At 60.9% G+C, this 11,896-nt stretch carries 9 protein-coding genes; 1 reads left to right on the top strand and 8 read right to left on the bottom strand.

Annotated features, from left to right (window positions below):
* Positions 1-14: 14 nt before the first annotated feature.
* The 3 genes from speB to yqgG form a co-directional block, all read right to left on the bottom strand.
* Positions 15-935 (bottom strand): agmatinase, encoded by a 921-nt coding sequence (gene speB / locus HWW83_RS14045; RefSeq protein WP_004937606.1) that lies wholly within the window; start codon positions 933-935, stop codon positions 15-17.
* Positions 936-1,129: 194 nt separating this feature from the next.
* On the bottom strand, positions 1,130-3,106 hold the full coding sequence (speA, locus tag HWW83_RS14040) for a biosynthetic arginine decarboxylase (RefSeq protein ID WP_028127388.1): 1,977 nt from the start codon (positions 3,104-3,106) through the stop codon (positions 1,130-1,132).
* 234 nt (positions 3,107-3,340) lie between these two features.
* A complete protein-coding gene (yqgG, locus tag HWW83_RS25900) occupies positions 3,341-3,484 on the bottom strand; it encodes a small protein YqgG (RefSeq protein ID WP_464017219.1) in 144 nt (47 codons plus the stop codon).
* A 530-nt stretch (positions 3,485-4,014) separates the two neighbouring features.
* On the opposite strand from yqgG, the gene metK reads away from it, so the two are divergent.
* Entirely contained in the window at positions 4,015-5,169 is a 1,155-nt protein-coding gene (gene metK, locus HWW83_RS14030; RefSeq protein WP_033644710.1) for a methionine adenosyltransferase, read from the top strand.
* Positions 5,170-5,293: 124 nt separating this feature from the next.
* On the opposite strand, the gene HWW83_RS14025 is transcribed toward metK, so the two are convergent.
* The 5 genes from HWW83_RS14025 to fhuA form a co-directional block, all read right to left on the bottom strand.
* Positions 5,294-5,446: a Hok/Gef family protein gene (locus HWW83_RS14025; RefSeq protein WP_004937610.1), complete on the bottom strand. Its 153-nt coding sequence runs from the start codon at positions 5,444-5,446 to the stop codon at positions 5,294-5,296.
* A gap of 305 nt (positions 5,447-5,751) precedes the next feature.
* Positions 5,752-7,740: a Fe(3+)-hydroxamate ABC transporter permease FhuB gene (fhuB, locus tag HWW83_RS14020; protein ID WP_046687784.1), complete on the bottom strand. Its 1,989-nt coding sequence runs from the start codon at positions 7,738-7,740 to the stop codon at positions 5,752-5,754.
* Positions 7,737-8,645 carry a Fe(3+)-hydroxamate ABC transporter substrate-binding protein FhuD gene (fhuD, locus tag HWW83_RS14015; RefSeq protein WP_033644708.1) on the bottom strand — a complete coding sequence of 303 codons (909 nt, stop codon included), beginning with the start codon at positions 8,643-8,645 and terminating at the stop codon, positions 7,737-7,739. The genes fhuB and fhuD overlap by 4 nt, the downstream gene beginning before the upstream one ends.
* On the bottom strand, positions 8,645-9,442 hold the full coding sequence (gene fhuC / locus HWW83_RS14010; RefSeq protein WP_149542294.1) for a Fe3+-hydroxamate ABC transporter ATP-binding protein FhuC: 798 nt from the start codon (positions 9,440-9,442) through the stop codon (positions 8,645-8,647). Before fhuC ends, fhuD begins: the two co-directional genes overlap by 1 nt.
* 47 nt (positions 9,443-9,489) lie before the next feature.
* Positions 9,490-11,688 (bottom strand): ferrichrome porin FhuA, encoded by a 2,199-nt coding sequence (gene fhuA, locus HWW83_RS14005; protein WP_176589375.1) that lies wholly within the window; start codon positions 11,686-11,688, stop codon positions 9,490-9,492.
* Between the last annotated feature and the right edge of the window lie 208 nt (positions 11,689-11,896).

Below are 11,896 nucleotides of genomic sequence, written 5' to 3'. Positions count from 1 at the left end.
GGCGTGGCCTGGCGTCAGGCGTGTTTCTTGGCCGCCTGCAGGTACAGCATCTCCAGACCCAACGTCGCCGCGGCCAGCGCGGTGATCTCGGACTGGTCATAGGCCGGCGCCACTTCCACTACGTCCATGCCGACGATGTTCAGCGACTGCATGCCGCGCACCAGTTTCAGCGCGCGATCGGAAGTCAGACCGCCGATCACCGGCGTGCCGGTGCCCGGTGCGAACGCCGGATCCAGGCAGTCGATGTCGAAGGTCAGGTACACCGGCATATCGCCGACGATGCCTTTGATCTGGGTCAGCAGGTCGTCCACGCTGCGATCGTTCACCTGCGCGGCGTCCAGTACGGTAAAGCCATTGTCGTGATCGAACTCGGTGCGAATGCCGATCTGCACCGAGTGATGCGGGTCGATCAGGCCTTCGTTCGGCGCATGATAGAACATGGTGCCGTGGTCGAACTTGCTGCCGTTGGCGTAGGTATCGGTATGGGCGTCGAAGTGCACCAGCGCCAGCTTGCCGAAATGCTTGGCGTGCGCGCGCAGCAGCGGCAGGGTGACAAAGTGGTCGCCACCGAACGAGAGCATGCGCTTACCGGCTTTCAGCAGTTTCTCCGCGTGCGCCTGCAGCTTGTCGCTCATGTCCTGCGCATCGCCGAAGTTGAACACGATGTCGCCGCAGTCAACCACGTTCAGGCGATCGCGCAGATCGAAGCTCCACGGCCAACGGTTGCCTTCCCAGGCCAGGTTGGTGGACACCTGGCGGATGGCCGCCGGGCCATGACGGCCGCCGGCGCGACCGGAGGTCGCCATGTCAAACGGAATGCCGGTGATGACCCACTCTGCATCGCTGTCGTAAGGCATGAAGTTCAGCGGAAAGCGCAGGAAACCAAAGGCGTTGGACACTAATGAATTATCGGACTGATGGCCTAAGGTGCTCATAGTAAACCCTCGTAGTTCAACAAGTTGCCGGGCGCAGACGCCGGGCCGTGACAAAAAAAAATCCCTCCCGCGTCGTTAGCCCGACGAGAAAGGGATTTATTCGATGTGTGTTTCGGTGCTACCGATACGGCAGATTATGGCCGCATTTTGTTCATGCTTCAAGGGGGCCGATATCGCCCCCCTGAAGAAGGCGGTTACTCGTCTTCCAGATACGTGTAGCCGTACAAGCCAGCTTCAAACTCTTCCAGGAACTGCGCCTGCAGCTCGCTGTCCAGATCGGTTTCTTTGACTTGATCGCGGAACTTGGACAGCAGCGCGCTCGGATCGAGCTGCACGTACTCCAGCATGTCCGCCACGGTATCGCCCTCGTCGGACAGCTCGGTCTCGACGCTGCCGTCCGGGAACACGTACACGTCAACCGAGGCGGTGTCGCCGAACAGGTTGTGCATGTTGCCGAGGATCTCCTGGTACGCACCGACCATGAAGAAGCCCAACGCCGGCGGGTTCTCCGGATCGTATGGCGGCATCGGCATGGTGGTCGCCACGCCGTCGCCGTCGACGTAATGGTCGATGGTGCCGTCGGAATCGCAGGTGATGTCGAGCAGCACCGCACGGCCTTCCGGCGGCTTATCCAACCCTTCCAGCGGCAGCACCGGGAACAGCTGATCGATGCCCCAGGCATCCGGCATCGACTGGAACAGCGAGAAGTTGACGTAGAACTTGTCCGCCATGCGCTCTTGCAGTTCGTCGATGATAGGACGGTGCGCGCGGTTGCTCGGATCGAGCTGCTGCTGGATCTTGTTGCAGATGTTCAGATACAGCTGCTCGGCCCAGGCGCGCTTGGTCAGGTCCAGCATGCCGTGCGCGTATTGGGTATGCACGTCGTGCAGATCCATCTGGCTGTCGTGCAGCCATTCGCGCAGCGAGCGGCGGTTTTCCGGCTCGTTCATTTCCAGCCAGGTTTCCCACATGCTTTCCAGCGCGCGCGGCGCGTCGGCTTCCGGCGGCTGCGGTTCGCTGAACTCGTTGCGCTCTACGCCGATCACGTTGGAGACCAGCACCGTGTGGTGCGCGGTCACGGCGCGACCGGACTCGGTGATCACCGTCGGGTGCGGCAGGCCGTGTTCGTTACAGGCGTCGCCGATGCCCCAAATCACGTTGTTGGCATATTCGTTCAGGCCGTAGTTGACCGAGCAATCGGACTGCGAACGGGTGCCTTCGTAGTCGACGCCCAAGCCGCCGCCCACGTCGAAGCACTGAATGTTGACGCCCAGCTTGTGCAGCTCAACGTAGAAGCGCGCCGATTCGCGCACGCCGGTGGCGATGTCGCGAATATTGGCCAGCTGCGAACCCAAATGGAAGTGCAGCAGCTGCAGGCTGTCGAGGCGGCCCGCTTCACGCAGGGTTTCCACCAGCTTCAGCACCTGCACCGCCGCCAGACCGAACTTGGATTTTTCGCCGCCGCTCGACTGCCATTTGCCGGAGCCTTGCGATGCCAGACGCGCACGCACGCCCAGGCGCGGTATGACGTTCAGCCGCTCGGCTTCTTCCAGCACCAGATTGATCTCGGACATCTTCTCGATCACCAGGTACACCTTGTGCCCCAGCTTTTCCCCGATCAGCGCCAGACGAATATATTCACGATCTTTATAACCATTACAGACGATCACCGAGCGGGTCATGCCGGCATGCGCCAGCACCGCCATCAGTTCGGCCTTTGAGCCGGCTTCCAGCCCCAGCGGTTCGCCGGAGTTCACCAGCGATTCAATCACGCGGCGATGTTGGTTCACCTTGATCGGATACACCAGGAAATAGCCGCCCTGGTAACCGAAGGACTCACGCGCGCGTTTGAACGCGGCGTTGATAGAGCGCAGGCGATGCTGAAGGATCTGCGGGAAGCAGAACAGTGCCGGCAGACGTTGGCCGTCTTTCTGGCGCGTTTTCACCAGTTCTGCCAGATCGACGCGCGCCTGCGGGACATCCGGATCCGGGCACACGCTGATATGGCCCAGCTCGTTGACGTCATAGTAATTGTTGCCCCAGTAGGCGACGTTATAAGTACGCAGCATCTTGCTGGCATTACGATCATTCATGGCAACCTCCTGCATGGAGCGCAAAGATAAAGACTCGCCCGCAACCGGCGGACGGTGAATCAACAGATCATCAGACATGGTTCGCCTCACATTCCGTACTGACGAAACCGTCAGCCACTATCGCAGCTACAACCCGCGAGAACAACCCAACAAGCCGCGCCGGCGGCAGCGAAGAGAACTGCCGTTCGCGGTCAGCGATCGGTTTATCACTCATATAATTGTAAGACACCCTGTTCAAACCTCGTGAATCGGGCCAAGAAACATCCCACAGGAAGGCTGCAGGCTACCCTTGTTCAGTTCTTCAGACGACCGTTAGCCGGCCCGAGAATCCTGAGTAGCGGCCAAGTGTTTATCGCACCTGGTAAGTGACAGAGAGACAAGACGGGAAATAGCAGAAGAATGTGCGCCAGAACGGCACTGCTGTTGAGAACCAACAACCGGTAGACAACGGATCATTAATCCAACCACCTCCACGCGCGCCGTTCGGAGTGAACGACCCAGCCTCTAAAATAGTGTAAGAACGTGACCGTTCGATGAAGCGGCGGCGCCACGGCGAACGCCCGCGACGGATAATAGCGCAATGCCGGCGAATGCAAAGCGGAAGTTTATCGTACCTTCCCCCACGCCAGACCGCCGTACTGTGCAGCAAATGAACCGCGCGCGCAGTTTATACCGGTAAGCAGGTGAAAAAGCAAAATGAAAATTCGCCGAAAACTGTTTCAAGCGATGAAAATGGCGCCAACCCGTTTGCGCAAAAGAGCGAAAGCGCAAAAAATTACTGGCAATCTGGCTAAACCCTGACCTAAAATAGACGTCCAGATGTTAATCCATCTATACTGGTTAACTGATAAACTGCTTAACGGCTTTGCCTGAGGGGCGTTGCAGGATGCATCTCGCGCCATCAGCGGAAGACCCTTCGCTTCGATGCCGGATCTCCAGCGCTGTGCAGTAATTTCTAACCCGTCTTATGCAAGGTAAAGAACACAATGGCTAAACACCTCTTCACGTCCGAATCCGTCTCCGAAGGACATCCAGATAAAATCGCCGACCAGATCTCCGACGCCGTCCTCGACGCCATCCTGGAACAAGATCCGAAAGCGCGCGTCGCCTGCGAAACTTACGTGAAAACCGGTATGGTGCTGGTCGGCGGTGAAATCACCACCAGCGCCTGGGTCGATATCGAAGAGATCACCCGCAAGACCGTGCGCGAGATCGGCTACGTTCATTCGGACATGGGCTTTGACGCCAACTCCTGCGCAGTGTTGAGCGCCATCGGCAAGCAATCTCCGGATATCAATCAGGGCGTTGACCGTACCGATCCTCTCGAGCAGGGCGCCGGCGATCAGGGCTTGATGTTTGGCTACGCCACCAATGAAACCGACGTGCTGATGCCTGCGCCTGTCACCTACGCGCACCGTCTGGTGCAGCGCCAATCCGAAGTGCGTAAAAACGGCACCCTGCCGTGGCTGCGCCCGGACGCGAAGAGCCAGGTGACCTTCCAATACGACGACGGCAAAATCGTCGGCATCGACGCCGTCGTTCTGTCCACCCAGCACTCAGAAGACATTTCGCTGAAAGATCTGCAAGAAGCGGTGATGGAAGAGATCATCAAGCCGGTACTGCCGGCGGAATGGCTGACGGCGGGCACCAAATACCACATCAACCCGACCGGCCGTTTCGTTATCGGCGGCCCGATGGGCGACTGCGGCCTGACCGGCCGTAAGATCATCGTCGACACCTACGGCGGCATGGCTCGCCACGGCGGCGGTGCCTTCTCCGGTAAGGACCCGTCCAAGGTTGACCGTTCCGCGGCATACGCGGCGCGCTACGTGGCGAAAAACATCGTCGCCGCCGGCCTGGCCGATCGCTGCGAGATCCAGGTGTCTTACGCTATCGGCGTAGCGGAACCGACCTCCATCATGGTGGAAACCTTCGGTACCGAGAAAGTGCCAACCGAACAACTGACGCTGCTGGTGCGCGAATTCTTCGATCTGCGCCCATACGGCCTGATCCAGATGATGGATCTGCTGCAGCCGATCTACCGCGAAACCGCCGCCTACGGCCACTTCGGCCGCGAACACTTCCCATGGGAAGCGACCGACAAAGCTGCGCAGCTGCGCGATGCCGCCGGCCTGAAATAAGCCCCGACATCAACATGAAAAACGGCGAGCCAAGGCTCGCCGTTTTTTTTGAACGGATGGGTGCTCATGGATCAACGCATCGACTGCCGGCCGGCGGAGGCAAAGCCCCCGCCGCCGGGTTGCCTTACCGTTCGGATTCGTAAGCCAAAATGGCCGCAACCTCCGTAGTGCCCGATCGGATACGCAGCTCACACAGCGTGCTGCGGGTTATCCACGCCAGTGATATTACCGTGGCACAAATAACCACCAATTTTAACAGGCTCCGTTTGTTCGGCATCATGCCTTCTTCTCCTTGCCTCGCGGCGGGTAAGAGGCTAACTTAACGTTGTGATGCGTTAGAGTAGGCCTCGGGTTGATGGATATCGACTCGGGGCTTTTCTCTTTGTATCTTTCACGCAGGCTCCAGAGACAAAGATCCAGAGCACCCGCCCGCAGTATATTCACCTCCCCCTCTCTTCCCGCGTTCCTTTTCACGTTAAATGTCTTTCTTGCGCAGCGACACGCAACGCCTTGCAAAGCGTTGAAAAAAGGCCCAGCAACGCTGGGCCCTTGATGGTGAAGAAGGCAAAGTAGGGGTGAAGCTTACGACGTCTGCTTACGCAACAGATAAACGAAGTACGGCGCGCCGATAAAGGTCGCCAGTAACCCCGCGGGGATCTGATACGGAAACAGCAGCATCCGCCCGCACCAGTCGGCAAATACCATCAGCAAACCGCCCAACAGCGCGGCGATCACCATTTGCGGCAGCGCGCGGCGGAAGCCCAACATGCGCGCCATGTGCGGCGCCATCAGCCCGACAAAGCTCAGCGGCCCCACGGTCAGGGTCGCCATGGCGGTCAGCGTGGCGGCCAACAACAGGATGGTCAATCGCGCAGGCGTCAACGCAATCCCCACCGAACGGGCGGTAGCCCCGCCGAGCGGCAGAATGGTCAGCCAGCGGCGGCACAGCGGCGCCAATATCATCAATCCGGCGGCGATCAGCGCGGTGCGCAGCGCCTGCGCCGGCTCCACCGAATAGGTTGAACCGGAGAGCCAGGTCAGCAAGCCCCCCATACGCGGATCGCCGCTGGCCAGCAGCAGGAAGATGACGGTGGTAAAGGCGGTGCTGAGCGCGATGCCGGCGAGCAACATGCGTTCGGTCGAGAAACCGCCGCGGCCGGCGGCAATCATGATGATCAGCAGCGTAACGGCCGCCCCCAGACTGCCGGCGGGCAACAGCCAAACGAAGGCGTCGCCCGGCACCATAAACAGCATCATCACGACGCCAAAAGCGGCGCCGGAGCTGATGCCCAGCACTTCCGGGCTGGCCATCGGGTTGCCGGTCAGCTTCTGGATCAGCGTGCCGGCGACCGCCAGCATCATGCCCGCCGCCAACGCCGACAGCACCCGCGGCCAGCGCCACGGCAGCAAGGCGTCCAGCTCCTCGCCCAGGCTCCAGTGCCAGCCGCCGGCGTTTTTGCCCAGCATCAGCGCCAACGTCAGGCCGATCAACAGCACGACGCCGGCCAGCGCTGCCCAGCCAGGCAGATTCCCGCGCTCGGCAGGCACCTTGTCGCCAAGGTTCATCGGTGGCGGCGTGGCGGCGCTGCGCAAACGCGGCAGCAACCACAGCAGCAGCGGCGCGCCGAACAGCGCGGTGGCCGCCCCGGTCGGGATCTCACGCCACACCTGCGCCACCCCAATCATCACCTGATCGGTCAGCCACAGCAGCAACGCCCCCAGCAACGGCGCCAACATCATGCGATGCGCCAGGCGGCGAGCGCCCAGCATCTTCGCCATCAGCGGCGCAAACAGGCCGATAAAGCCGATAACGCCCACCGCGCTCACCAACATGGCGCTGAAAATGATGGCCAGCCCCAGGGCGCAGAAGCGCGCCATCGACAGCCCCAACCCCAGGTTGCGCGCCACGCCGTCGTCCAGCCCCAGCAGCGTCAGCGGGCGCAGCAATAGCGCCGCCAGCGCACCGGCCACCAGCAAACGCGGCAGGATAAACTGCACCGCGCTCCAGTCCTGTTGGTTCAACGCGCCAGTGCCCCACAGGAACATGCCCTGCAGCTGATCGTAATTAAACAGCGCCAACAGGCTGTTGACTGCGCCGCAGTAAAGCCCCAGCACCAGCCCGGCCAGAATCAGCGTCACCGGCGACATCCGCTTGCCCCAGGCGACGCCGAACACCAGCCCGCCCACCGCGATCGCCCCCACCATAGCGGCCAGCTGACGAGTGAACTCGCCCCCCGGCAGCACCCACAGCGTGGCGATGGTCAGGCCGAGCTGCGCGCCGGCGGCCACGCCGAGCGTCGACGGTTCCGCCAACGGATTGCGCAACACCTGCTGGAACAATACGCCGACCAATCCCAGACCGGCCCCGGCCAACAGCGACACCGTCAACCGCGGCAGCAGGCTGTAATGGAACAGCATTTGCCGCACGTCGTCGATGTCCGGCGCGCTCAGCGCCCGCGCCCATTGCGCCGGCGGCAGTTGCTGCGTCAGGTTGTATATCGTCAAACCGCCTGCCGCCGCCAGCAACAGCAGGATCAGCGTCAGCGGCAATTTCCGAATGCCCGCATTCATGCCGCACTCTCCTGAGCCTGCGCCAACAGGCGGCAAAACCGCATCGTCGACAGCGTGGCACCGTAGAACCACACCGCCGGCACCTGCCGCAGCTGGTTTTGCCGCACGAAGGGCAATGACTGCCACAGCGGCGTCGCGCTGACCTTGTCCATCATCGCCTGATTGCCGTGATCGAGATAAATGACTCGGGCGTTACGCACCGTGGCCAACCGTTCAATCCCCACCACCGCCGTGCCCCAAAAGTCGGTTGGCTCCTGCCAGGCATTGCGGATGCCCAGTTGGTCCATCGCTTCCTGGAACAGGCTTTTCTGGCCGATGATCAACGCATGGCGGGTGTCGATCAGGGAAAACAGCAGCAACGGTTGCCGGGTGTAGCTTTGCAGGCGCTGGCGCGCATCCTGCATAAAGCTGTCGAACTGCGCCAGGTGGTTTATCGCCCGGCTTTCTATGCCTAATCGTTGCCCCAGCGCCAGCAGCGACTGGCGGGCGACGGTCAGCGGTTTGCCGCTGCCGTCGTTGAAGCCGAAGCTCATGGTTGGCGCGATGGGTTGGATTTTTCGCGGCGTCGGGCCATAGCCTTGCGACAGCAACACCAGCGAAGGCTGGAGCTGCTGCAGCAGTTCGAGATTCGGTTCGGTGCGCTGCCCGACGTCGACGACCGTCGCCGGCAGCTTCGGTTCCGCCACCCACAGGTTGTAGTTATGGACATCGGCCACCGCCAGCGGCGTCACGCCCAATGCCAACAGCAGCTCGATCGGCAGCCATTCCAGCGCCGCAACGCGCGCGATATCCGGCGGCGCATCCGCCGCTCGCCCGGGCAACGATCCCAACAGGGGCGACAGCGCCAGCGCCATCAACAGGCGGCGGCGCAGCGGATCGTGAGAAGAAGTGAATGCAGAAGACATCAGTAGACAAAACTCACCGGCGCGCCGCCGCTCGGGTGCGGCAACGTGCCCATAGGAATACCGTAAATTTGCTCCAGCACCGGCCCCTGCATCAGTTCCAGCGGGCCGCCCTGAGCGATCATTTCACCGCCGCGCAGCGCCACCAGATGATCGCAGTAGCGCGCCGCCATGTTGATGTCGTGCAGCACGGCGATCACCGTGAGATCGCGTTCGCGGCTCAGGCGCTGAATGAGCGCCAGCACCTCAACCTGGTGCGCGATGTCCAGCGCCGACGTCGGTTCGTCAAGCAGCAGGCAGCGGCTGTCCTGCGCCACCATCATCGCCAGCCAGGCGCGTTGGCGCTCACCGCCGGACAGGCTGTCCACCAGGCGGTTGGCGAACGGCTTGAGCCCCACCAGCGCGATGGCCTCTTCCACCTGTTGGCGATCGTTGGCGCCAAAACGCCCCAGCGCGCCATGCCACGGATAGCGGCCGACGGCCACCAGCTCGCGCACCGTCATGCCTTCCGCCGCCGGCAACTGCTGCGGCAGGTAGGCCACCTGGCGGGCGAAGGATTTGCTGTCCCACTGCGCCAACGGCTGCCGATTGAGCAGTACCTGGCCACCGCTGGGGGCTTGATGCCGCCCGAGCAGTTTCAACAGAGTGGATTTACCGGAACCGTTATGGCCGATCAGGCCGCAGACTTTGCCCTGGGGAAAACTGAGCGACAGCGGTTGCAACAGCACCCGGCCGGGGACGGCGAAGCTGGCGTTATCCAGCGCGAAGGTCGCGCCGGGATTAAGAAGTTTGTCCTGCATAGATCCTGCTTTGTCCGGGGCGACGCGGCGCCGCCCCGGCTATCCGGTTAGAAACGGAAGGTTGCGGTGGCGACCACCTGGCGTTCTGCGCCCCAGTAGCAGGCGTAGTCGCGGTAGCAGCTCGACACGTAGGTCTTGTCGAACAGGTTGTTGATGTTGACGCCCACGGACGAGCCCGGCAGGCCAAAGCGCGCCAGATCGTATTTAATGGTAGCGTCCACCAGCGTGTAGTCCGGCACCTTGAAGGCGGAATTATCGCTGTTGAAGCTCGAGCTGGAGCCGACGTAACGCACGCCGGAACCCAGCGTCAGGCCGCTCACCGCCGTTTCGTGGAAGGTGTAATCCGCCCACAGCGAAGCCATGTGTTTCGGCACCTCGACGGTCGGTTTGCCCTGATAGGTGTTGTCCTTGGTGTACTTCGCATCGGTATAGGTATAGGAGGCGATCAGGTTGACGTTGGCATTCAACGCCGCCTTGGCTTCCAGCTCCACGCCGCGTGAACGGATTTCGCCGCTCTGCACGCTGAACTGCGCATTGCTCGGGTCCGGCGTCAGGTTGTTGTTCTTGGTCAGCTGATACAGGGCGCCGGTCAGCACGATTGGGCGATCCTTCGGCACATATTTCACGCCGGCTTCATACTGCTTGCCGATCGACGGCTTGAAGGTGCTCCCCCCTTGCGTCGTGCCCAGATTCGGTTCAAACGATTCGCTGTAGCTGAAATACGGCGTCACGCCGTTGTCGAACAGGTAGTTGAGGCCGCCGCGCCAGGTGAACTGGCGATCGGTCTGCTGGCTCGTCGAACTCGCATCGCGGTTATAAGCGGAAGTCTTCGCCCAGTCATAGCGCCCGCCCAGCGTCAACAGCCACTGGTTCCACTCCCCTTGCTCCTGCACATACAGGCCGGTTTGTTCCTGACGGTTCAGGTAATGGTAGGGGAAGTTGATATTGACCGCGTCATTCCCGTATTGCGGATTGGTCATGCTCAGACCGTCCGCAGAGCCAAATGCGGCATTGATATCGTTACGCATGCGCATGTAGTCCACGCCGAACAACAGCGTGTGGTCGATATCGCCGGTTTTCACCTTCGCCTGCGCCTGGGTATCCACAGAGAAATTGTTCAGGTGTTCTTTCGACTGGACATAGGCGCGATTAATCGTCGTCGGCGTCGCCGCAGAAACGCCGCTGCCATAGATGCTCTTCATGTCGGTTTCCAGCTGCATATAGCGCAGATTCTGGCGCACCGCCCAGGTATCGTTGAAGGCATGTTCGAAGCTGTAGCCGATCATCCGCTGTTTGCGGGAGGTGTAGTTGCTGGCTTCGCCTTCGTTGAAATCGGTCGGCAGCTTACCGCCGTTCGGCAGCGGAATCAGCGTGCCCTGCTTCGGCAGCCAGCCGTAATAACCGGTATAGGGATCGTTTTGAATGTTGGCCAACAGCGTGAAGTTGGTTTTGTCATCCGGACGCCAGCTAAAGGACGGCGCGATCGCATAGCGCTTCTCTTTGCTCATGTTCTGCTGCGCATCGCTGTCTTTCGCCAGGCCGGTCAGGCGGTAAGAATAGATACCCTGATCGTCCAGCGCGTCGCTGAAATCGAAACCGGTCTGGAACAGGTTATCGGTGCCCATTTTGAACTGGATTTCGCGCAGCGGCTCGGTGGTTGGCCGCTTGCTGACCATCGAGACCAAACCACCCGGGTTGCTTTTGCCGTACAGCACCGAGACCGGGCCGCGCAGCAGCTCGGCGCGCTCGAGGAAATAAGGATCGATGGACGCTTCGCTGTAGTTGTCGCCCAGCAACCGCAACCCATCCAGATACTGGGTGGTGTTGGTGGCCGGGAAGCCGCGGATCGCCACCGCATCATAGGTCGTGGAGCTGCCGCGGCTGGCAAATACGCCCGGCGCATAGGCCAGCGCGCCCTTCACCGTATCCGGCTGACGCATATCCATCTCTTCACGCGTCACCACGGAAACAGACTGCGGGTTCTTCTCGATCGGCGTATCGGTTTTGGTCCCGGTGGCGCTGCGTTTGGCGACATAGGTGCCGACCGGCCCCCAGGCGCTTTCCTGCTGGGCGGTATTGCTACCGCCCACAACGGTAATCGTGTCTTCCTTGGCGGCCGGCTTGGCGTCGGCGGAAAAAGCCGGCATCGCCAGCGTGCCCAACGCCGCAGCGACGGTGATCGCTAACGCGCTGACGGGGGTGCGGCCCTGCTTGGCCACGGATGATGAAAGACGCTTGGTCGGCATAGTTGATTTCTCTGATGAATAATTAAATGACGAATGTAAACGATAATAATTATTATAAGCGTCGCATTTTATGCAGAAGCCAAATTAAACTGCAAGCCGAATCCATAAGGCAAATAGGTTAAGGATTAGGCGCTTAGCCATGCGGTTAACAGGGAAATAAAACGAGCGGAAAAATAAAAAAGCCCGCAACCAAGGTTACGGGCTTAAT

This window comes from Serratia ureilytica (assembly GCF_013375155.1).
Lineage (GTDB): Bacteria > Pseudomonadota > Gammaproteobacteria > Enterobacterales > Enterobacteriaceae > Serratia > Serratia ureilytica.
The sequence above is the reverse complement of the archived record's forward strand: the minus strand, read 5'-3'. Positions and strand labels throughout refer to the sequence as shown.

What these genes read in the sequence shown, in the direction of transcription:
- fhuC (WP_149542294.1), bottom strand. Translation starts at nt 9,442, where the DNA reads ATGCAGGACAAACTTCTTAATCCCGGCGCGACCTTCGCGCTGGATAAC.
- fhuB (WP_046687784.1), bottom strand. Translation starts at nt 7,740, where the DNA reads ATGAATGCGGGCATTCGGAAATTGCCGCTGACGCTGATCCTGCTGTTG.
- speA (WP_028127388.1), bottom strand. Translation starts at nt 3,106, where the DNA reads ATGTCTGATGATCTGTTGATTCACCGTCCGCCGGTTGCGGGCGAGTCT.
- HWW83_RS14025 (WP_004937610.1), bottom strand. Translation starts at nt 5,446, where the DNA reads ATGCCGAACAAACGGAGCCTGTTAAAATTGGTGGTTATTTGTGCCACG.
- fhuD (WP_033644708.1), bottom strand. Translation starts at nt 8,645, where the DNA reads ATGTCTTCTGCATTCACTTCTTCTCACGATCCGCTGCGCCGCCGCCTG.
- speB (WP_004937606.1), bottom strand. Translation starts at nt 935, where the DNA reads ATGAGCACCTTAGGCCATCAGTCCGATAATTCATTAGTGTCCAACGCC.
- metK (WP_033644710.1), top strand. Translation starts at nt 4,015, where the DNA reads ATGGCTAAACACCTCTTCACGTCCGAATCCGTCTCCGAAGGACATCCA.
- yqgG (WP_464017219.1), bottom strand. Translation starts at nt 3,484, where the DNA reads ATGATCCGTTGTCTACCGGTTGTTGGTTCTCAACAGCAGTGCCGTTCT.
- fhuA (WP_176589375.1), bottom strand. Translation starts at nt 11,688, where the DNA reads ATGCCGACCAAGCGTCTTTCATCATCCGTGGCCAAGCAGGGCCGCACC.